Below are 20,783 nucleotides of genomic sequence, written 5' to 3'. Positions count from 1 at the left end.
TAAGTAATTAATGACTTAAAGCGTAAGCCATGTATCAGGAATTAAATCTGTTGTATCTCTATAACTATCGTTGAACCACTGCCGAGGAGTGCAGACAATTTTATCGGGATTATCATTTAGCCATGCCCCCCACCAGCTAAAAGTACTGTTCGCTATGATATTATGTTGGCACTGACTCATTAATCTTAAATCTTCATAATTTTTAGAAGCATTATTGTGAGCGATTATAATTGTAGGGAAATTAATTTTTATGTTTTCTTTTGCCCAATCAGGATCGTCAGAGAAAATAAAAAAATAAGGATTATTAATTTTCTCTGCAATATAATTAATACAACGCTCATAATAATCTAAATCACATACCCCATGAACCGCGTATGCTGACGGATTGGTTACATAATCTGTTCGTCGAATATGTAAGGAGACTGAAACAGTATCTTGAATTAACTGACTAATTTCCCGATTTTTATGATCTTGAGGATACTTAAATGTAAACTCACGTCTTAAAACATCTTCTATATCCTCAAAATATTTATCTGATTGCCAGTATCCCTGTAAATAGCTATTATTAGAAGCTTCAAGAATTACGGAATCAAAATTAAAAGCTGTTTCTTTGTAAACTGTGTTAGAGCTTTTTTTCTTGGGGCTGATTCTGACTAGTTCTAATATTGTAGATAAATAGCTTGGTCTGTTATGTAGATACTCCTCGATTTCCACTTGAGTAGCTAAATATTCCCAAATATTAAAACAGTGCAAACTATAGCGATGGAGTTTGTAACTTTCAAAACCAGTGACATCAAGCTTGAGAATAGTAGAATGTTTCTCCGCTAGTCTTCTAGCCGTAGCATATTGAAACATCTGGTTTCCTAAACCCCCCGTCAGAGAAACAATAATCATTAGTTTTACTAGCCCTATTTATACTTGCTTAGAAACTGCTGTAAACAATCCATTAACTTATTCAAATCTTCATCACTATGAAAAGGTGATAGTCCTAAATAGAAACCTCTTTCATGTATCGCGTCCGCGCCAAGATAAGTATCTTGCTCAAAAGCATCGAATAATTTACCGACTGGATGACGGGCGATATTTCCTGCAACGATCGGACGGGTTTCTACTCCCTGATTTTCGAGATAGATAGTGATCTCTTTTCGAGAGAAAGGCGCGTCGGATGTGATCAAAAGAGGTAAGGAAAACCAAGAGGGTCGCGCTCGTGGGCTGACGAGAGGTCGTTGGAGAAATAATTCCCCGTCAATAAACTTAAAAAATCGATTTGCTAATTCTTCTCTCCTTTGATTAAATATTGGGAGTTTTTGTAACTGATGAAGTCCGAAGCCAGCTTGAAGATCAGTCGGGCGAACATTAAAACCCCAGTTAACAAAGGCATAACGAGGATCGATATCGTAGCCAGCTATTTCGTGTTGTGCTAAATCCACATTTCGTAACCAACCATGCGCTCTCAGTATTTTCAGGTGATCGGCGGTAAGCGCGTTTGGACAAGCAATCATTCCTCCTTCCATCGTCGTCATGTGGTGAGAGAAGAAAAAAGAGAAACTACCTCCTATGCCGAAGTTACCGACTTTAATACCGTCCCATTCTGCTCCCAATGCCTCACAACAGTCTTCAATGATTAATAAATTGTGGGCTGTGGCGATTTCTAAGATTCGATCCATCGGGCAGGGATTACCCATCAAGTGAACGAGGAATATCGCTTTAGTTTTGGGAGAAATCTTAGCCGCGAGATCGTCAACGTCAATATTGAGTGTCTCTGGACTGACATCAACAAAACGAACTTTCAACCCCGCCATCATAGCTGACCAAATCTGTGTTGGCCACGTGACGATAGGCACAAGAATTTCATCACCAGGCTGTAAAAGGGGATTACAAGGATTAGTTAGGAGAAATGTGAGCAGTAAATCGGCTGAAGAACCGCTATTGACCATCACACAGTCAGCACAGTTTTGATAAGCGGCGAAGCGACGTTCAAAAAGTAGGGTTTTTTCCCACATAGTCGTCCGAAAACTACACATTGAATCGATCGCCTCGATAATTTCATCCACACCGTAAGTTGCTAAACTTAGAGGATACCAGTAACGGCGTGGTTTTGCTTCATTAATTCGGCTAGAGGACTCTAAAAGGAGTTCGATAACACCTTCCAGTTTTCGGGTACTTTCATTATTTAAGCTACTCATCTTACCTTACCTTCCTTTTTTAGTTGTTGATATTCTAAAATCGTTTTTTTTATCCCTTCTTCAAGAGTAATTTTCGGATAAAAACCTAGTTCGTTTAGTCGGCTAGTGTCTAGGCATTTACGAAGCATTCCATCTGGTTTCGTAGCGTCCCAGTGAATTTCACCTCGATAGCCAACTTCTTGAGAAATTAAATAAGCTAAATCGTAAATTGAGATGTCTGTACCTGTTCCCAAATTGACGAGATCTGGACTATCGAAAGTCTCCATTAAAAAGATGATTGCTTGCGCTACATCATCTACATGAATAAATTCTCGTTTAGCTATTCCAGTTCCCCACAAAGTTACGGACGGTAAACATTCATCTTTTGCATCAACAAATCGCCGAACCAAAGCTGAAAGAACATGAGATTTTTCAAGGTCAAAATGATCGTTTGTTCCATAAATATTGCAAGGCATGGGGCAGACTGTTAGCATCCCGTATTGTTGATAGTAATACTGAGCTAGTTTTAAACCCATAATTTTTGCTAACGCATAACCTTCATTAGTGGGTTCTAGAAGTCCTGTAAGTAAATATTCCTCTTTCATCGGTTGCGGACATTCACGGGGATAAATACAGGAACTTCCCAAAAATAAATTTTTATGAGTACCGTACTTATGACAAGCCTCAAATAAATTGAGTTGTATTCGAGCGTTACTACTCAGAAAACCAACTGGATCAGATTTATTTGCAGCAATACCACCTACTTGAGCAGCAATCATCAATACATATTCTGGTCGATGTTTATCAAAGTATTCATTAACTTGATTTTGGTCAGTTAAATCAAGTTCTTTCCGACTAGGTAGTAATAAGTTATCAAATGATTTTTGATCTAAAATTTTAGTAAGTGCCGAGCCGACCATTCCCGTAGAACCAGTGATTAAAATTATACTATTAGTATTCATATCCGCTAGTGCCTTGATCTTGTTTTAGTTGCCAATTTTCCCAAACAAAAGGATACTGCCAAATCAATTCATGTGTTTTTGAAAGTTGAGCTTGAATATCATTCATTCTCTCTTCAGCATTAGGTACAAAATCATGAAACTGAATTTGAAGATTTTTCAGGTATTTAATACAGCCTGTAATAATTAAATGTTCTATAAGATCATATTCACCACCTTCAATATTAATTTTTACTAAATCGACTAATTGAATATTTTTGTCTTCAAAAAAATCTTGAGCTTTAATCATTTGAACTGTTTGAACATTTACTCCATTTTTAAAAGTGGAGGAACTATCTTGCGAAAGCGATATTTTACAAGTTTCTGTTTGATTGGATAATCCAAAATTATAAACACATATTTTGGAATTATCTTTAAATCGAGTTGTGATTTTGTTGGCGTATTCTTGAACTGGCTCAAAAATATAAATATAACAGCAATATTTTGAGAAGATGTCACTCGACCATTGTCCTTCATATCCTCCTAAATCGAAAACCACAGAGTTTTTATTAAGGTTATAATTTAAACGTAGTGTTTTATCTCCTTCGATTTCAAACCAAGACACAACTCTTTTTTCTTGAGGATAGAGATAAATTTTATGCCTTAGCAATATTAATTTATTGCAAATTATATCTATAATTTTTCTTAATAAAATTTTCATATTTTTTATGCTTACTAATTTTTATGTTTTAATCAAAAACTTTAATTTATCTTTTATTTTATTTTTAAAATTATTCAAATATACATCTTCTGAATTTATTTGAATTTGTCTAGGTGATTTTGAAATTTTACTTTTAGAAAGTTTATTAATTGTATTAGCGATTAAAGCAAAAAAACTATAGTTTGCTAAATATCTATTTTTTGAGTCTATTAGTGAGTGTTGGCAAGATGAATAATGAGAAGAATTAAAAATTTTTTCTTCAATTAACTTTATACTACTTTTGAAATCATTAATATCTATTAATTGAAAAGAGTTAGATTGAAAATAACTACCAACATTTGGACATCCATAATAAAATGGAAATGTTTCTGCTAAAAAGCAATCAGGTAATTTTTCTGTCAGCCAGTCTTCAAGAACTAAATTTTCAATCGCTATCGAATATTTATAAGGAGCTAATACTTCCCACTTATCATTAAAATCTTTAATTCCTCTTCCATAAAGGTCAATTGCGTCTCCAAAATAATCTTTAAGTTTCATAGCAAATTCATAACGCTTCTTATGTCCATCGGTAAATAATTTATCAGAGGTTATAATCGAGAGTAGTTTTGTTTTTTGGATCGACAAATTAGATTGAAGTTCATCATATGTTTTTCCTACAAACCAAGGATGGCCTTGTTGGGAATAAATAACATGAGGATGAGTAATATTTCTTTGACAAGTTATAATTGTGGCGAATTGTTTGAGAAAATTATTGTTGTAGGTTTTGATAGTTGGTGGCTCTCCAGTAATAAAAATTATGTTTTCAGGAGAACATTTAGTTTGTTCTTTTTGTAATAATTGATCAAAAACGACCCAATAATCACATTCTTCAATCTCTTGATTTACAAAAAATTGATAATTTTCCCAAGTTCCAGAGCCATTGGGCGTTTGTCGTAAAATCGGCCAGTCAGGGAATGGAAATGTTAATTTTACATTAATCATCAATTTCTACCTTTTGCAATAACCATTGACAATTAGCCAAAACTAATCCGAAGCTCCGTTCTCCAAGATGGCACGGATTGAAGTTTATAGGAGCTTTAATTGCTAAATGAGTATTAATTAGTTCCTCAAAACAGTAATCTTTTATACCATATCTACTCGAATGTAATTCTAAAATATAATCGCCTGTTACAAAAAATTTTTGAGGAATTTTTCCTTGACATTTATATCTACCTTTGTTTAAAGTTTCTACTTTCTCATTCCAATCAGCAATTAAGGCACGAAAAATTATATTACCTAAAATTGTTTTTAAAAATATACCTATTCTAAACACTGTTAAATTCTGTGTAAGCTCAAAATCAATTTCTATGTCTATAGGTTTTCCTCCATCGCATTCATTTACAATATAACCATTTTGTAAAACTTTGAAGTCATGAATAATTACTTCATCTTTACAAACTGGAAATTGAAGATTATAAGAAGATTGATGTTGAAGATGATATTTAGAAATAGCACTTTCAATACTTTGCTTACCTACAGTCTTTCCATTGTGTAAGAAAATACACACTTGACATAGATTTTCTATAGCGGTCATATTATGACTGACAAATAAAACTGTTTTTCCCTCTTTTGTCGCAACATCGCCCATTTTCCCCAAACACTTTTTTTGAAATTGTATATCTCCTACAGCTAATACTTCATCAACTACTAAAATCTCTGTTTCCATATGTGCAGCTACGGCAAAGGCTAATCGTACATACATCCCTGATGAATAACGTTTAACAGGTGTATCGAGAAACTTTTCAACCTCCGCAAAATCGACTATCTCATCAAACTTTTTATCAATTTCCCGTTTAGTCATCCCTAGAATTGTACCGTTGAGATAGATATTTTCTCTACCTGTCAACTCTGGATGAAAACCCGTACCAACTTCTAATAAACTGCCAACTCTCCCCCGTATTTTTACGCAACCGCTAGAAGGTTTAGTAATTCGTGACAAAATCTTGAGTAATGTACTTTTTCCTGCACCGTTACGCCCAATTAAACCAACTACCTCCCCCTGTTTAACCTCAAAAGATACATCTTTCAACGCCCAGAATGTTTCCTCTGGGTTGGGTTCTCTGACTTTACTGTGTAAATACTTAAATGGTGCGCTAACAATATTACGAATGGCTTCCCCTGTGGTTTTGGGTAACTCCTCTTTCGCGCCAATAAAGTAACGCTTACTTAAGTTTTCTACACTGATAACGGTATCTGACATTCCTCCCTCTCTTGAAAGCTAATGAGTTTGCAGAAGCGATTCTTAACCCCTGTTACTCATATAGTTCCCAGATTAAATAGAGAAATAACACAAAGAGCGAAAATTTACTGAGGCGGATATTTTTGCGATCGCTTTTACCCCTATTTAGCTAAAGAAGAATACTAAAACCCTCTTGAGTGAAGTGTTTATCGTGGGTTAATACTTCAGATAAGTTTCTATTTCTCATGACTATCATGGAAATACAGTCAACCATGCTGTAACCTTTGTCGGGACGATGTTCGTAAAGCGTTAAACTTGACAAAAAAAGGTCATGGGTAATTGGTACCACCTCAATTTTAGAATCTTCTAAAATATCATTAGTAATTCCTACAACTGTCTGACGCATGAATGAGTTGTATAACGAAAAGTAGTTAAGATACTCTATCAAAACAGCTTCCGTAGTAATCAAATTACAGGATACTAAGCTTGCTTGAATACTTTTAGCTCTCTCATGCCATTGATCATTAGAATTAGTTAGAGCTACCCAATACAATGTATCCACAAAAACTGATTTCACTCTTTAGAAACTCCATATAAGTAATGATCTAAATTTTCTGAGGAGTCTGATGGTAGTTCTGCGATCGCGTCTTCTGGTAGCTTTGCAATACGTTCTTCAATTTTATCCCAAATGGTTTGACGAGGCTGATCTCTATGTAATAAAAATTCAATAAATGTTAGTGCTTCTTGTTGTTGAGTCGGTGAAAGCTGATGAACTTTTTCAATTAGGGTATCAGTAGTCGGGACTGAAGAAGCTTCTAAAGGCGTTTGAGAAATCATGGGTGTTTGCTCAATAAGTTGAAACTATCTTTATTCTATATTTTAGACAGTGAAGTGCATTGACCTAATACAGTTTAAGCCATTTTGTTTAAAGAGAAGAATATCGAGTCAGTGAAAATTCGTATGCGATCGCACGTCGTACTGTAAATCTAACTTAAGCTAACCTGTTATAATATGTTATAAAAATTCATCAGCAATCTATGAATTTCAACGTATATATAGATGACGAATTGGGTCAAAGACTAGAAACGGTCTGTCAGTTAACAGGAAAAAAACGTAACACACTCATACGCGTACGCACTTCTGATGTGTTTATCACAATATACCTTTTCTCAGTGGCCTAATTCTATTCAAGAATTCAAAGGAGATAGCGAAATTGTTCCCTTTGAGTCTTATCGAGATGAATTAAATCAACCAACTGATGAGGACATTTTCTAGATGGTTTATCTTCTCGATACGTGTACGGTTAGTGACTTTGTTAAAGGTGAACCGAATACACTTTCTCATCTTAAAAGCGTTTCTCCCTCTCTAGTCTCAATTTCTGTGCTAACTTTAATGGAAATTCGCTACGGAATGGCTATAAACCCCCAACGTGTCGCCAAAATCCGTCAAGTTATTGAAGATTTTCTAATTTCAGTTACGATAATTCCATTTGCTGAAAAAGAAGCGGAAGAAGCTGCATTAATTCGTAGTATTTTAAAAACGCAGGGAAATCCAATAAGCTCTTACGATTTACTGATTGCTGCAACAGCTAAAAAACATCATCTCAAACTTATTACTTCAAATATTAATGAATTTAATCGCATATCAGGCCTAGAGATTGAAAATTGGCGACAAAATTAGATACAGCAAACAGTTTAAAACTAATTTGTTATATTATCTCAATATTTTCATCTAATAGTTTTAGGAAGTTGAGTAAAACCAGCTTGTGAAAAATGTTTATCAAAGGTTAAAGCATAATTTAAACTTGTCTGTTGCATCACCACAAAAGAAACACAATCTGTCATAGAATAAGACTTATCATTGTATTTTTGAAATAATTGCCATGCTTGCTCAAATAGAATTATATCTACTTGAATTAACTCTACCTTTTGACTCGTTAAAAGACGTTGACCAACCTCTACCGCTTTAGCATGGCGATAACGACTATTAAAAAAATTCACTATTTCAGTAAAAACATAAGATGTAGTTATCAATTGGAAAGGCGATTCAATTAACTTTTGCCAATGTGTTGTGGCTAAATTATGAGACTGATCATCGTCTGTTTCTAAAGCAATAACATAGCTAGTATCTAAAAAAAGTCGGTTCATTAGTTTGAATCAGAAAGATAATAGTCATGATTTTCTGAAGCATCAGCTATACCACAACTAACGGGATTAGTACCTAAGCCAAAAATTGGATCTGGCTCATCTTGAATGATTTTTTTGACTAAAATTACATCATTGTTTTGACTAATCTCGACTTCCTTAACACCTAAAAGTAATTCTTTTGGAATGATCACGCCTTGTTCAGTTACTTTAACTTTCATAAAGATCAACACAAATCTCTAAATATATTTCTATTTTACTCATTTTTGCTCATAATTTATTTAAAATTTCTTGTAGTTTTTCTTCTGTTAAGCCTTTAGCTTCTGCTTGTTGCCCAACTTGATCACAAAACTGTTGAAAGTCAGCTTTATTAAAATTTATTAATCTTTCGTATTCTTGTATAGATAAAATAACTGCAATTTTTTGATCACTTTGAACAATGGCAATCGGTTCATCTTGAATTGAATCTAAAAAACTCAATAAATTTTCTTGAAGCAAGTCTTCGGATACATTTTTCATAATAATCTTCTATTTACAGTTACTTTAATTTTTAGGCTTCTCTTTGACTAACTTTTAAACTAAATTAATCTAAATAATTCCATCGAGATATAAAACAAAATTTGATAAAACGTTTTCACCATCTAAATGTGTTGGATTATAAAGAACTTCTTTAGGTTGTCCTTGGCGATAAATTTCAACTTGTTTCGTAAGTGGATCAATCAACCACCCTAGACGAATCCCATTATTAATATATTCTTGCATTTTATCTTGTAAATTTTTAAGGCGGTCACTTTTTGAACGTATTTCAACCACAAAATCTGGACAAATGGGGGGAAAAGTTTCCTTTTGTTCTTCGGTTAGAGTATTCCATCTTTCTAAACTAATCCATGCCGCATCAGGTGAACGAAATGCACCGCTTGGAAGTTGAAACATTGTCGAAGAATCAAAAGCTACACCTGTTCCATCTTGTTCTGTCCAAATTCCTACTCTCACAGTAAGTTTATTATTGCGAATACCACTTCCACCGCCAGTTGGTGACATAACTACTAATTCTCCTTGTTCAGTGAGTTCTAAGACAGCATCAGGATTAGCAAACGCAAGTTTTTTAAATTGTTCGGGACTTAAATGGATAATACTTTCTAGGTTTAGCGTAATCATAATAGAGAAATTTAGAAACAATTGGGGATATAACAATTCTAAATCTCATCGACGATACTACCTTCAGTTTGTCGAAAATAAAAAGCACCAGAAATTAACAATACTATTACTAAAATAACGGCTAAAAGTGAAATAATATTAGGTGGTTGTCCATTACCTAATAATGCCCAGCGAAACCCTTCAACAACTTGTGTCATGGGATTGAGTAAAAACAAATTCCGCCATTTCTCAGGTACGATGCTAGTGGGATAAATAACCGCCGTTGCATAGAACCAAATTTGTACTAAATAGGTAACAGCGATCGCCACATCTCGAAATTTCACTGACAAAGACGCTAACCATAAACCCACTCCCCAAGCAGTACCCATCGCTAACAGGATATACAATGGCAAGGTAATTACAGCAAAAGTTGGATAAATACGGTAAAACAGCATCATTAATAGCAAAACACCAAAAGAAGCAGCAAAATCAGCTAAACTGACTAAAACTGCTGCAATTGGGACAATAATTCTAGGAAAATAAACTTTTGAGATGAGATGAACATTATTAACCAGACTATCTGATGCTTTAACTGTAGCGGTGGCGAATAATTGCCAAGGTAACAAAGCAGCATAGGCAAAAATCGGATAAGGAATACCATCAGAGGGAATCTTCGCAAAACCACCAAATACAACACTAAAAATAGCGATCGTCATCAAAGGTTGTAGTACAATCCAAAGGGGGCCTAAAGCCATCTGTCGATAACGACTACGGATATCGCGCCACACCAATAAGTACAATAAATCCCGATAAGCCCAAATTTCATCGATATTAAGCGGTAGCCAGCCTTGATCTGCTTGAATAATTGTTAGTGGTTGTTCTTGTTTCATCTCAATTGTCGAAAATCGATTGACAATCTAAGAGTACCCATCCGTTTGCTGTAAAATCACTCTTTCAAGACATAGCCCACACTACGCACAGTATGAATTAAGCGTTTGTCCTGATTCTCTTCGAGTTTAAGGCGCAAATAACGCACGTAGACTTCAATGATATTAGAATCGCCCAAAAAATCATAACCCCAAACTCGTTCTAAAATCCGATCGCGGGTGCAAACTTGTCGCGGATGTGTCATGAGATAATCGAGTAAATCGAATTCTTTGGCAGTTAATTCAATAGCGCGATCGCCTCTTTTGACTTCTCGTGTTAAACGGTTTAATCGTAAATCTTCAAATTGCAATACATCTGTATCTATTTCTTTAGTACGTCGAAGGTGGGCGCGAATTCGAGCGAGTAGTTCTTCTATACTAAAAGGCTTAACCACATAATCATCGGCACCCGCATCTAAACCCGTAACACGATCGCCAATTTCATCTCTTGCTGTTAATAATATTACTGGAACTTGGTTTCCTGTTGCCCGCAGACGACGACATAATTCGGGTCCTGATAACCCAGGTAACATCCAATCTAAAATCAGTAAATCGAAAGACGTTTCTCGAACCAGTGTCAACCCCGTCATTCCATCATTAGCGACACTGACTTGATAACCTTCGCTGCTTAATTCCAATTCAACAAAACGAGCGAGTTTTACTTCATCTTCGACTAATAGGATGTGTGCTGTCGTCATCGCAGAACCCTCCAAGTTTTCTACAAAAGTTGGCAGAAACCCTGTTTTAATCATAGTTGTCTACTTGGTAAATGATTATACTGAGATAATAAAGATCAGCTTTTTATCCCAACAATGACTGTTTCACCAATTCAGAGTCTTACTCTTGAACAATTCTTTAAAATGCCATACTTAGAAGACTCTCCAGCATGGGAATATGTAGAAGGGATTGCTGTACAAAAACCTATGCCCAAAACTAGACATTCTATTTTACAAAAATGTTTATTGATAGAAGTTGATCAACATAGCAATGACTACACTGCTTTACCTGAATTAAGATGTACTTTTGCAGGGCGATCAATTGTACCAGATGTGGCCGTGATTGCTTGGAATCGAATTTTGATTAAAGAAAATGGAGAACCCGAAGATCATTTTATGGAGGCACCTGACTGGGCGATTGAGATTCTGTCGCCCGATCAGAAAGCAACTCGCGTGATCGATAATCTCATACACTGTGTGAAGCACCTATGACTAAAGTCAAAGGCTTCCCAGACTCAATTCGCAACCGAACTGATTCACACTCGATGAACTACTTTTTGAGTAGCCACCACAAACACGAGTGTCTTCCGTGGGCGTAAGTTTCCGCACGGGAGTGCGGTACTTAATAATTATACCATAGTTTCGCCGCTAGGATGGCTTATCGATCCAGATGATTACTCGATTTTAATTTTTGCTCCTCACCAAGAACCTGATGTTATTAGAGGCGATCGCCACCTAAGAGTTATTGAAAAAATTGATCTAACACTCACAGCAAGTCAAGTTTTTGAGTGTCTAAAAGTGGGAAAAAGATAAAGCACATTTTTTCGATTATTTACGCACGGTTTGCAGGGGTGCATAACCGAAAGTTGCATTCGCCATCCGACACCAGATTACAACAGATTTATATTGAGCAGCATTAATAGAATCAGGAATAGGATAGCGTTGAGTTCCTGTCACACTATGTAGCTTACCTAAATTGAGGGGACGACCCATATTTTGATAAGTTTGAGGGGGTTTAGCATCGGGATCAAGGAGTACGTGTAAATCAGGCCCTTGATTACTGGTACTAAAAGCAGAATCTAAGACTAAATATTTGTGTCCACCTTCAGTAATAATAGTCGCTTTTCCTGTGGTGGGTGCTTCTGCTTTCATGAAATTTCCTGACATTAAAGCAACGGTTTGATTTTGAGCTATTAGAGTGACGGGAGGATTAGAAGATTGCTCAGTTTTGGGATTATTGAGCGCGTCCACCGATAAAGCTATTGTCGAAACTAATAGGGAAGATGTACCAAGAAGAATTAAAGAATTGAGTTTCATTGTAACCTCAGAAGACTTTTTAGATAGGAGTGTCTGCGTTTTCTAGTTTTCATTCTCATCCTCTAATCTGAGTTCTCACTGAGAAATATTTAAGAAATCCTGAAAGAAAGGCTGTAAAACCTCTCAGTTATGCTTTCTTATTTTTTTAGATAAAGTAACAAGGACACAATCAGTATTACTCATTGCGTCCTTTTTGATTCCACTTCCCTACCACAGGAAGAATATTTTATGAAACTTTTGTACTATAAAAGCTTTTTGCTTAGATTAGTGCCTGAAGCGTTGTTATATACTATGACAATTTTTACTCATAGTGTCAATCCCTAGCTAGGATTATCGAAAAAAGAAAATTTCATGAAATATACGCTTGACAGATTAGCAATTTTGTGCATAAAAAATGACGGTATTTTGCACTTGTTGAGTACGGAAATGCGTCACTCTTAACAATAGGAAGACAAGCGTCGTTATGCCTAAAATAAGAAATGGATCACTTAAATTAAGAGCTAGAGACGAACTGTGACGCAGACTATATCCCCTCAAGAAACCCACTACAATCAAGCAAAAGCCTGTTTGCAGCAAGCCCTATCTTGGTATGCTAGTTTTCGTCGTCATTGGAATTATCCTCCGAATGTTGAATTACAAGCGGCGGTCAAAAACGATTTACAATCCTTAAAGTCTGCCCTCGATAAACTAGATCAAAAAGTGATCCGTTTAGCCACATTTGGGTTAGTTAGTCGCGGAAAATCAGCCGTTGTCAATGCTTTAGTTGGTCAAAAAGTCTTAGAAACTGGTCCCATAAATGGTGTTACTCAGTGGCCCCGATCGGTCCGTTGGACACCCCCAAGCGGTAAAATCCAAGTAGAATTAATCGATACTCCTGGACTAGACGAAATCAATGGACAAGTACGGGAGACAATGGCGCGAGATGTTGCCCGACAAGCGGATCTAATTTTATTCATCGTTGCAGGTGATATTACTCGAACCGAATATCTGGCGTTATGTGAACTGAGAAAAAGCGGTAAGCCGATTATTTTAGTATTTAATAAGATTGATCTATATCCTGAAACCGATCGCCAAGAAATTAGAAGACAATTACAAAAACTGGGAACCGGAACACCCCAAAATACGTTACAAGAAGTGTTACCTACTGATGAAATCGTCATGGTTGCTGCTGAACCTCAACCGATCCCCATACGAGTCGAATGGCCCGACGGTAGAATTACCGAAGAGTGGGAAAACGTCCCCCCACAAATCGACGAACTTCAAGAAAAAATACTAAGCATACTAAATAATGAAGGTCGATCGCTAATTGCCCTCAATGCCTTATTTCAAGCCAAAGAAGCGGAAGAAAACATTGCTCGTAAAACTTTAGAATTACGTTCAACTGAAGCAGAAACCCTCATTTGGCAATATGCTAAATATAAAGCGATCGCAGTGGGTGTTAATCCGATCGCTTTTCTCGATGTTGTTGGGGGATTTGTTGCGGATCTAGCTTTAATTCGTGCCTTAGCCCGATTATATGGCTTACCGATGACCAGTCATGAAGCTGGACAACTTTGGCGAACGATTTTGCTCAGTTCGGGTACACTAATTTTAGGCGAGATCGTCAGTAATATTCTCGTTGGTTTTGGTAAAAGTGCTGCGGCAATTTCCAGTATTTTTGAAAGTCCTGCCGCCCTCACTTTGTATACAACGACTGCTGCTACCCAAGCTGCGATCGCTGGCTATGGAACTTATAATATCGGGAAAGCTGCCCAAGCTTACTTAGAAAACGGTTGTAGCTGGGGATCAATGGGGCCAAGTACTCTGATCCAAGAGATTTTGAGTCAAGTTGACTCGGCGACGGTGATTCATCGTTTACGACAAGAATTACCTAATTTTTGAATATTACGAAATTTTAGCCTAAAATATCTGTAATTTACTTATTTTACAAATGCTATGTCCGTTTCACCACTGATTGCTAAACCGCAAAAGAAAATTACTAAATCACCTCGTTTTGAAAACAATCTGAAAAAATTGCCAGTAAAAAAAGAACAATTGTCCTCTAAATTACAATTCTTGTTATTTATTCAAAAAGGCTTTTCATTTATTACCTTTTGCTTGGTGGCTACAACCTTGGGGATGTATGCTTGGACTGTGTATTTTCCGAAACTTTGGACAAGTGAGTATAAAAAACTGGAAACATTACAGCGTTACGAACGTCATATAGTAGCAACAAACGAATCCTTAAAAAATCAACTCGCCCAACAAGCGGAAAAGCCTGAAACGGGTTTATCTAATCCTAGTCCCACTCAATCAATTTTTCTAACCCCAACGTCAGAAGACAACCCGCGTCACCCCAATAAACCCAAAAATCAGATTTCATCTAATAGTGATGCGAAGCCAACGACACCTATTACGAACGCTTATTGATGGCTTAAAAGGACTTAGGACTAATGACGAATGACTGATACAAGCCGTAAATTAATTTCCCATTCATCGAAAGGTCGAGTAAACAAAAAACGGCCTCAAAAACCCAACTCACGCACCAAAGCAACTCATTTTAAAGCTAAACCCAGTCAGTCATCAATTTTTCGACTTATTATGGTTTGGGCTTTTTTACTTGCGGGAATGTTTGGTTTAGGATGGAGATTGTATCAGTTACAAATTGTTCAATTTACGTCCTTACACTCAAAAGCACGACAGCAACAAACCGTTAGTCTTCGTCCTTATATTCCTCGACGCAGTATTATTGATCGTCAGGGTAATATATTAGCAACCGATCAACTTATTCATAGTCTCTACGTTCACCCGAAATATTTTCAACAGTCTAACGAAGAAGTTGCCCAGAAGTTAGCCCCTCTACTAAAAGTTAACCCACAAAAATTAGTCGAGCAATTTTCACGACAAGAAACTGGTATTCGTTTAGCTAAAAATTTAGATGAATCAGACACCAGTAAGATCAAAGCCCTAAAATTAGATGGAGTAGATTTACTCGAAAATTATGCCCGTTTTTATCCGCAAAATGATCTTGCTGCTGATGTTTTGGGTTATGTTGATCAAGAGCGTCAAGGACAAGCCGGACTTGAACTGAGTCAACGTAAACTATTAGAACGGGATTTATATAGTTTTTCTACCCGCAGAAATGGTGAAGGTGTGATTTTACCCGCCTTTTTGCCGAAAGAAGTCTTTAATTTTGATGAATTACAACTACAATTAACCCTAGATACTCGCTTACAACGTGCAGCGAGGGCAGCTTTAAAAAGACAACTTCAAAAATTTAAAGCTAAACGGGGTGCAGTGTTAGTAATGGATGCGAAAGATGGTTCATTATTATCTCTCGTCTCGGAACCTTCTTACAATCCTAATGAGTATTACAAATCTAATGTGAGTTTGTTTAAAAACTGGACGGTTTCTGATTTGTATGAACCGGGTTCAACCTTTAAACCCCTGAATGTGGCGATCGCAATTGAAGAAGGAGTGATTACACCGACTACGATTATTAATGATACAGGATTAATAACAGTTGATCGCTGGCCGATTAAAAACGCGACTCAGAAAGCCAACGGTAAACTAGATATTGCGGGTGTGCTGCAAACTTCGAGTAATGTAGCGATGGTTCAAATCATGCAACGTCTCAACCGCAAAGTTTACTATCAACGATTAGCCGCTTTAGGACTTGACCAAGGCGTAGGAATCGACCTTCCAGGCGAAGTTTCTGGACACCTCAAAACAGAAGAAGAATTCACGCGACAAGCCATAGAAGCCGCTACAGCATCATTTGGACAAGGATTCTCATTGACCCCCATCAAACTTGTTCAGTTACACGCCGCCTTAGCCAATGGAGGTAAGTTAGTCACGCCTCATATTGTACGCGGTTTAGTAGATGAATATGGGCAAATCCACTGGCAACCGACTCATACTAAACAAACTATTTTTACCCCACAAACCACGCAAAAAGTCATTGAAATGATGGAAACAGTGGTATCGGATGGTACGGGTGAAGTGGCTAAAATCGATAAATATCGCATTGCTGGAAAAACCGGAACCGCCCAAAAAGCCAGCCCTAGAGGTGGTTATTTAGCGAATGCGAAGATTACCAGTTTTGTAGCGATTTTGCCGGTAGAATCTCCCCGTTATGTTATTCTAGCGGTAGTTGATGAACCCAAAGGAGCAAATACCTTCGGTTCAACGGTGGCCGCACCGATTGTCAAATCTGTCATGGAAGCGTTAATCTCAATTCAAGGGATTCCGCCGTTTCAAGTTAAACCCCGTGAAGGTGTAAAAGAAAGAATTCAACAGTAAATTATTGTTATGACATATTGTTTAGGTATTCTCAACCGTTTTGGTATTGTCATGGGATCTGACTCAAGAACCAATGCTGGAGTTGATTATATTTCTGCTTACAAAAAGATGTTTAAATTTTCGCTCCCTGGTGAACGAGCCATTATGATTTGTACATCAGGCAATTTATCGATTACTCAAGGGGTGATTACTCAAATTAATCGAGATATCCAAAATCATGAAAGTGAAAATCTCTACACTTTATCTAGTTTATATGATATTGCTTATTATGTTGGCAGTAAAAGCCGACAAATTCAAGACCGCGATCGAACTTGGTTAGAAAAAGACAATGTAGATTTTCATTGTAATTTCTTATTGGGGGGACAAGTTAAAGGAGAAGAACCCCAGCTTTATCTTATTTATACCCCAGGAAATTTTATTAAAGCGACTCAAGAAACACCCTTTATGCAAATTGGCGAAACTAAATACGGTAAACCTATTTTAGATCGCACTATTACTTATGATACCCCGTTAGAAGCAATGGCAAAATGTGCTTTACTTTCCATTGATTCGACGATGAAATCTAATATTTCAGTGGGACCACCGATTAATTTAGTAATGTATGAAAAGGATAGTTATACTATTCGTCACACCCTAGAATTACGCTTAGGAGATCCTTATTTAGCCAAAATGCGTAAACTGTGGGAAGATTATGTACAACAAGCTTTTGAAGCGATGCCGAATATCGAATGGAAGTATAAAGATGATGATTCACAAGTCGATATTTTGATTGATTGAAAACCAGTCAAATTTAGATTAGAGTTGAAAGAAACTGGATTTTAATACAAGACAAATGTCTATTTATGAAGAAGCGATCGCCAAAATTCAACAACTGCCAGAATCTCTGGTTATAGAAGTCAATGATTTTATTGATTTTCTGATCATACAACACAATCAGAACAAGCAAGAGCAGAAGCAATCATTAACTCAATCACTAGACATGGCTGAAACGGATTTTTCCGATTATCTATCGAATGAATGAGGATTACGAAAACCGTTTAGCTAATGGGGAAATTCAGTGGTAGTCCTTAGAAGAGGAGATGTCGTTTTATGTGATCTTAATCCAGTGAAAGGAACTGAACAAGCAGGACAACGACCTGTTGTTATTATACAGATTGATCGAGCTAATTTGGTTAGCCCTCATACGATTATTATTCCTTTAACTTCAAAAATTAGACAAACTCTTTTACCCTCTCATGTTTTTATTCCTGCTGGTGTTGGTGGATTATTTCAAGATTCCGTGATGCCCGTGCGAACAAATTCGAGTCGTTGATAAATCTAGAATTATCAGGATTTTGGGGCATTTAGAGCTAAATTATCTAGCAAGAATAGAGGAAGCTTTGTCGATTATTTTAGGGATTTCTCGTTAATTTATCAAAAAATTCCCCCATATTAAATCAGTAGGGGGAATCTATTCTTTAACTTAAGCTAAACCAACGAGCTTTTTACTCAAATCCCACACCAAAACAGCTTTTTCATCATCACGCGCTTGGGGTGAGACGGTTTGTACAAAAGATTTACCGCCTTTTTTCTGACGATTTCCCCAACTCCAATAAGCCCCAGATTGTTTATACTCAGGATCAGCAACAACAGCAGCTACTCTTTCACCTGCTAATTCTTGGGAGACATATCCTCCAGTAATATTCTTTTGGAACAAAGGGAAAAGTTTTTGGAATAAGGGGTAATGGTTACGGAATAGAGGTGTATCAGCAACGCATCCAGGATACAGAGAGGTAAAAGTAATACCTGTAGATTCATGATAACGGCGATGGAGTTCGCGCATCGTCAGCACATTACAGACTTTACTATCTTTGTAAGCTTTGACGGATTCAAACTTTTTGCCATCAGCCATTGTAACTGGGGCTTTAAAACCTTTAGCAAAACCTTCTAAATTACCTAAATCCGGACGCGGAGGAATTTTTCCGCCTAATTCATCAGGATTATGAGTTACTGTCCCTAAAATAATCATCCGACGGTCAGGATAAGTCGATTTTTTCATATCCTCTAACATCATGTTACACAAAAGGAAATGACCGAGATGATTCGTCGCCATACTTAACTCGTAGCCTTCGGGACTCCGCAGAGGTTCTTTGAGTAAAGGCATATAAATCGCCGCATTACCGACTAAAGCTTCTAAAGAGCGTCCAGATGCCCGAAAATTCTGGACAAACTTGCGAACACTGGCTAAATCGGCTAAATCAATTGGCATAATGGTGTAACTATCTTTCGGGATGCCCACTTCTTGCGCTGCTGCTTCGGTTTTAGGGATATCTCGACAAGCCATTACCACAAACCAACCTCTTTGGGCTAAAGCTTTTGCGGCATATAAACCCACTCCCGAAGAAGTTCCCGTGATTACAACTGTTTTTTGATTGGATGCCATTTTCTTAAAACTTCATTAATCGTCTTATGATCATGATCTCACAAGACGATCGCCACTCTTCAAAAAAATTAGGGCTTGAAACCTCAAACCCCAATAAAAATTAATGATTTAAACGATAGCGAAGCTTCTATCTGCGTCGAAAACTGCGAGACGGTGTACGACGAGCGCCAGAACTTGTACCAAAACCTGAACGGGGTTTAGTGGTTGAAGGACTTGGGCCAGTTTTCAGACGACTTGTACCATAGCCTGAACCTGTTGATCTGGTTCCCGTCGCAGGTGAGGGCTGTCTAACCGTTGTTGAAGGGGTTCTTAAACCTCCTGTGGTCCGGAATACCTCCCGGTTTCTAACAGCAGCAGGAGGCGCGTTATAGGTCGTTCTGTAGCGTTCTACAGCCCCATTATAGGTACTACCATAACCCCCAAACCCTGTCATACCACCTGGAGAAAAGGCGGGAGGAACATAATACTGTGGTCTAAATAATAGACTACCAATGGCTTGACCAGCTAAAGCACCTGCAAAGGGACTCCAGAAATTAGACTGTTGACGAACAACGACGGTTTCAGTTTGTCCAGTTTGCGGGTTTTCTCTCGTTTCGGTGACGTTGTGAATGTACTCAATTTTAAAATCTTCGGTGAGGTACATCACTTGTGTATCACCGTTAACCTCTAAGTAAGTTTGTTCTCCTTGGGCAATTTGTTCATCCGTCAAACGAGCCATCTGTAAATTAGTGACTTGATGTTGAGGGGGAGTTCCCGGGGGAGTATTGAGCAACATCAGACTATAGGTTCCGTCTGCATCATTGTAGGTCGCTTGTTGAACGGGATAACGTCCATTGGCGAGCGCTGGTGTATTAACAGCAGGACTACTGTTGGTTGTCGGTTGTTGGGATTGAGTTACCTTAGATGAATTACTACCGCAAGAAACAGTAGTAAAACACAAAGTTAGTGCCATCAAAAGTGCTGTGAATTGACGAAACATAATGGATGTAATCAATTTTTTCTATGGTTTCAAGCTATAGGGGAATTAATTCAGGAAAGTTAAGCAATAATTGATCATTTGTTAATTCATCCCCAAATCGTGCGGGCGAAAAATGTACCTGAATTGCTTCTAATCTTTCTTGATAGTGTAAATTAATAATCGCTTTTATTGCATCTTCGAGTACCTCTCGATCCCCTAAATTGGTTTCTAATTCAGGACTCTCACCTGTAGCCGCTATTGTGATCATAACAACTAAATTGTGAGTAATGGGGATAGAAAAAGGTTCGTTTTCCCCTACTGGTTTACCGTAATTGGGTTCACTAAGATAGCGTTGCGCCGAATCGGTGAATAATTCTGTAACATAGTTTCCCGCTTCCCCTTCATTCCAAAAAACATCGCCCTCATTGGCTACAGAAAACCAGTAGAGGTTCATCTGAAGCAAATTTTGACAAATTTCAACTAAACCCTCACTTAATACCTCTAAGTCGCCTTCTGCGTTCATAGCTTCTCTGGCTTTTTCGTTGAGTACTCCTAATAAGGGTGCGATTTCATCTCCCGCTAGATGTATCATTATTCGACAAACGACATAGCGGGTTTTACCAATCATTCGGTTAAAGCGATCGCCTAATGGTGACATACTTGATCCTAATTTGTTAGATTCCTTTGTCTTCTTCAAGATTAACCGACATCAGAAGACAGATCGTTTTTAGCAAGTTTCGGCTGAAAGTTATTACAGATCTTACCCTCTTTTGTTAGATAAGGAAGTAAAATAGAAAAAACAACTGATGGAGAGAAGGAGTTAGAAATGGTAACTCTAAT

General features: G+C 37.3%; 28 protein-coding genes. 10 read left to right on the top strand and 18 right to left on the bottom strand.

Going from position 1 to position 20,783, the window contains the following annotated elements; genetic code table 11:
- Positions 1 to 15: 15 nt before the first annotated feature.
- From C7H19_RS12305 to C7H19_RS12270, 8 genes are all read right to left on the bottom strand, one after another.
- On the bottom strand, positions 16 to 855 hold the full coding sequence (locus C7H19_RS12305; protein WP_181280598.1) for an alpha-1,2-fucosyltransferase: 840 nt from the start codon (positions 853 to 855) through the stop codon (positions 16 to 18).
- A 53-nt stretch (positions 856 to 908) separates the two neighbouring features.
- A complete protein-coding gene (locus C7H19_RS12300) occupies positions 909 to 2,186 on the bottom strand; it encodes a DegT/DnrJ/EryC1/StrS family aminotransferase (protein ID WP_106457177.1) in 1,278 nt (425 codons plus the stop codon).
- Positions 2,183 to 3,127, bottom strand: a complete 945-nt coding sequence (locus C7H19_RS12295) for a GDP-L-fucose synthase family protein (RefSeq protein WP_106457176.1) — start codon at positions 3,125 to 3,127, stop codon at positions 2,183 to 2,185. The genes C7H19_RS12300 and C7H19_RS12295 overlap by 4 nt, the downstream gene beginning before the upstream one ends.
- Positions 3,117 to 3,824, bottom strand: a complete 708-nt coding sequence (locus C7H19_RS12290; protein WP_106457175.1) for an FkbM family methyltransferase — start codon at positions 3,822 to 3,824, stop codon at positions 3,117 to 3,119. Before C7H19_RS12290 ends, C7H19_RS12295 begins: the two co-directional genes overlap by 11 nt.
- A gap of 21 nt (positions 3,825 to 3,845) precedes the next feature.
- Positions 3,846 to 4,805: a glycosyltransferase family 10 domain-containing protein gene (locus C7H19_RS12285; protein ID WP_106457174.1), complete on the bottom strand. Its 960-nt coding sequence runs from the start codon at positions 4,803 to 4,805 to the stop codon at positions 3,846 to 3,848.
- Positions 4,798 to 6,063, bottom strand: coding sequence for an ABC transporter ATP-binding protein (locus C7H19_RS12280; protein ID WP_106457173.1), 1,266 nt, complete (start codon positions 6,061 to 6,063; stop codon positions 4,798 to 4,800). The genes C7H19_RS12285 and C7H19_RS12280 overlap by 8 nt, the downstream gene beginning before the upstream one ends.
- A gap of 148 nt (positions 6,064 to 6,211) precedes the next feature.
- Positions 6,212 to 6,448, bottom strand: coding sequence for a type II toxin-antitoxin system VapC family toxin (locus C7H19_RS27100; RefSeq protein ID WP_342752282.1), 237 nt, complete (start codon positions 6,446 to 6,448; stop codon positions 6,212 to 6,214).
- 167 nt (positions 6,449 to 6,615) lie between these two features.
- Entirely contained in the window at positions 6,616 to 6,879 is a 264-nt protein-coding gene (locus C7H19_RS12270) for a hypothetical protein (protein WP_106457171.1), read from the bottom strand.
- A 306-nt stretch (positions 6,880 to 7,185) separates the two neighbouring features.
- On the opposite strand from C7H19_RS12270, the gene C7H19_RS27035 reads away from it, so the two are divergent.
- Complete coding sequence (locus C7H19_RS27035) at positions 7,186 to 7,317, top strand: hypothetical protein (RefSeq protein ID WP_281261725.1); 132 nt, start codon at positions 7,186 to 7,188, stop codon at positions 7,315 to 7,317.
- The gene (locus tag C7H19_RS12260) at positions 7,318 to 7,722 is read left to right on the top strand and encodes a type II toxin-antitoxin system VapC family toxin (RefSeq protein WP_106457170.1); all 405 of its coding nucleotides are present in this window, start codon (positions 7,318 to 7,320) and stop codon (positions 7,720 to 7,722) included.
- A gap of 47 nt (positions 7,723 to 7,769) precedes the next feature.
- Here the strand turns inward: C7H19_RS12260 and C7H19_RS12255 are convergent, their stop codons facing one another.
- The 6 genes from C7H19_RS12255 to C7H19_RS12230 all read right to left on the bottom strand — a co-directional run bounded on the left by C7H19_RS12255 (position 7,770) and on the right by C7H19_RS12230 (position 10,947).
- Positions 7,770 to 8,189: a type II toxin-antitoxin system VapC family toxin gene (locus C7H19_RS12255; RefSeq protein ID WP_106457169.1), complete on the bottom strand. Its 420-nt coding sequence runs from the start codon at positions 8,187 to 8,189 to the stop codon at positions 7,770 to 7,772.
- Positions 8,189 to 8,407, bottom strand: coding sequence for an AbrB/MazE/SpoVT family DNA-binding domain-containing protein (locus C7H19_RS12250; protein ID WP_106457168.1), 219 nt, complete (start codon positions 8,405 to 8,407; stop codon positions 8,189 to 8,191). Before C7H19_RS12250 ends, C7H19_RS12255 begins: the two co-directional genes overlap by 1 nt.
- Before the next feature lie 49 nt (positions 8,408 to 8,456).
- Positions 8,457 to 8,705 (bottom strand): apurinic/apyrimidinic endonuclease family protein, encoded by a 249-nt coding sequence (locus C7H19_RS12245; RefSeq protein WP_106457167.1) that lies wholly within the window; start codon positions 8,703 to 8,705, stop codon positions 8,457 to 8,459.
- Positions 8,706 to 8,774: 69 nt separating this feature from the next.
- Entirely contained in the window at positions 8,775 to 9,344 is a 570-nt protein-coding gene (locus C7H19_RS12240; RefSeq protein ID WP_106457166.1) for a Uma2 family endonuclease, read from the bottom strand.
- 38 nt (positions 9,345 to 9,382) lie between these two features.
- A complete protein-coding gene (locus tag C7H19_RS12235) occupies positions 9,383 to 10,213 on the bottom strand; it encodes an ABC transporter permease (protein ID WP_106457165.1) in 831 nt (276 codons plus the stop codon).
- A gap of 56 nt (positions 10,214 to 10,269) precedes the next feature.
- The gene (locus tag C7H19_RS12230; RefSeq protein WP_106457287.1) at positions 10,270 to 10,947 is read right to left on the bottom strand and encodes a response regulator transcription factor; all 678 of its coding nucleotides are present in this window, start codon (positions 10,945 to 10,947) and stop codon (positions 10,270 to 10,272) included.
- A gap of 114 nt (positions 10,948 to 11,061) precedes the next feature.
- On the opposite strand from C7H19_RS12230, the gene C7H19_RS12225 reads away from it, so the two are divergent.
- On the top strand, positions 11,062 to 11,457 hold the full coding sequence (locus C7H19_RS12225) for a Uma2 family endonuclease (protein ID WP_106457164.1): 396 nt from the start codon (positions 11,062 to 11,064) through the stop codon (positions 11,455 to 11,457).
- Between the two features lie 336 nt (positions 11,458 to 11,793).
- On the opposite strand, the gene C7H19_RS12220 is transcribed toward C7H19_RS12225, so the two are convergent.
- Positions 11,794 to 12,282, bottom strand: a complete 489-nt coding sequence (locus tag C7H19_RS12220) for a DM13 domain-containing protein (protein WP_106457163.1) — start codon at positions 12,280 to 12,282, stop codon at positions 11,794 to 11,796.
- A gap of 513 nt (positions 12,283 to 12,795) precedes the next feature.
- On the opposite strand from C7H19_RS12220, the gene C7H19_RS12215 reads away from it, so the two are divergent.
- Genes C7H19_RS12215 through C7H19_RS27200 form a run of 7 tightly spaced genes read left to right on the top strand, consistent with a single transcriptional unit; the run spans position 12,796 to position 17,972 of the window.
- Positions 12,796 to 14,163: a GTP-binding protein gene (locus C7H19_RS12215; RefSeq protein ID WP_106457162.1), complete on the top strand. Its 1,368-nt coding sequence runs from the start codon at positions 12,796 to 12,798 to the stop codon at positions 14,161 to 14,163.
- Positions 14,164 to 14,217: 54 nt separating this feature from the next.
- Positions 14,218 to 14,691, top strand: a complete 474-nt coding sequence (locus tag C7H19_RS12210) for a hypothetical protein (protein WP_106457161.1) — start codon at positions 14,218 to 14,220, stop codon at positions 14,689 to 14,691.
- 30 nt (positions 14,692 to 14,721) lie between these two features.
- Positions 14,722 to 16,563 (top strand): peptidoglycan D,D-transpeptidase FtsI family protein, encoded by a 1,842-nt coding sequence (locus C7H19_RS12205; protein ID WP_106457160.1) that lies wholly within the window; start codon positions 14,722 to 14,724, stop codon positions 16,561 to 16,563.
- A 9-nt stretch (positions 16,564 to 16,572) separates the two neighbouring features.
- On the top strand, positions 16,573 to 17,340 hold the full coding sequence (locus C7H19_RS12200; protein WP_106457159.1) for a proteasome-type protease: 768 nt from the start codon (positions 16,573 to 16,575) through the stop codon (positions 17,338 to 17,340).
- A gap of 55 nt (positions 17,341 to 17,395) precedes the next feature.
- Complete coding sequence (locus tag C7H19_RS12195) at positions 17,396 to 17,584, top strand: DUF2281 domain-containing protein (protein ID WP_245927486.1); 189 nt, start codon at positions 17,396 to 17,398, stop codon at positions 17,582 to 17,584.
- Positions 17,585 to 17,620: 36 nt separating this feature from the next.
- Complete coding sequence (locus C7H19_RS12190; RefSeq protein ID WP_281261724.1) at positions 17,621 to 17,875, top strand: type II toxin-antitoxin system PemK/MazF family toxin; 255 nt, start codon at positions 17,621 to 17,623, stop codon at positions 17,873 to 17,875.
- 22 nt (positions 17,876 to 17,897) lie between these two features.
- Positions 17,898 to 17,972, top strand: a complete 75-nt coding sequence (locus C7H19_RS27200; protein WP_425428904.1) for a hypothetical protein — start codon at positions 17,898 to 17,900, stop codon at positions 17,970 to 17,972.
- Positions 17,973 to 18,025: 53 nt separating this feature from the next.
- On the opposite strand, the gene C7H19_RS12185 is transcribed toward C7H19_RS27200, so the two are convergent.
- The 3 genes from C7H19_RS12185 to C7H19_RS12175 form a co-directional block, all read right to left on the bottom strand.
- Positions 18,026 to 18,985 carry a protochlorophyllide reductase gene (locus C7H19_RS12185; RefSeq protein WP_106457158.1) on the bottom strand — a complete coding sequence of 320 codons (960 nt, stop codon included), beginning with the start codon at positions 18,983 to 18,985 and terminating at the stop codon, positions 18,026 to 18,028.
- A gap of 127 nt (positions 18,986 to 19,112) precedes the next feature.
- Complete coding sequence (locus C7H19_RS12180; RefSeq protein WP_106457157.1) at positions 19,113 to 19,964, bottom strand: hypothetical protein; 852 nt, start codon at positions 19,962 to 19,964, stop codon at positions 19,113 to 19,115.
- Between the two features lie 34 nt (positions 19,965 to 19,998).
- Positions 19,999 to 20,601 (bottom strand): DUF1517 domain-containing protein, encoded by a 603-nt coding sequence (locus tag C7H19_RS12175; RefSeq protein ID WP_106457156.1) that lies wholly within the window; start codon positions 20,599 to 20,601, stop codon positions 19,999 to 20,001.
- Between the last annotated feature and the right edge of the window lie 182 nt (positions 20,602 to 20,783).

Source organism: Aphanothece hegewaldii CCALA 016, assembly GCF_003007785.1.
GTDB lineage: Bacteria > Cyanobacteriota > Cyanobacteriia > Cyanobacteriales > Microcystaceae > Chroococcus > Chroococcus hegewaldii.
Note: the sequence above shows the minus strand (reverse complement) of the source record. Positions and strands in the feature narration are given on the sequence as shown.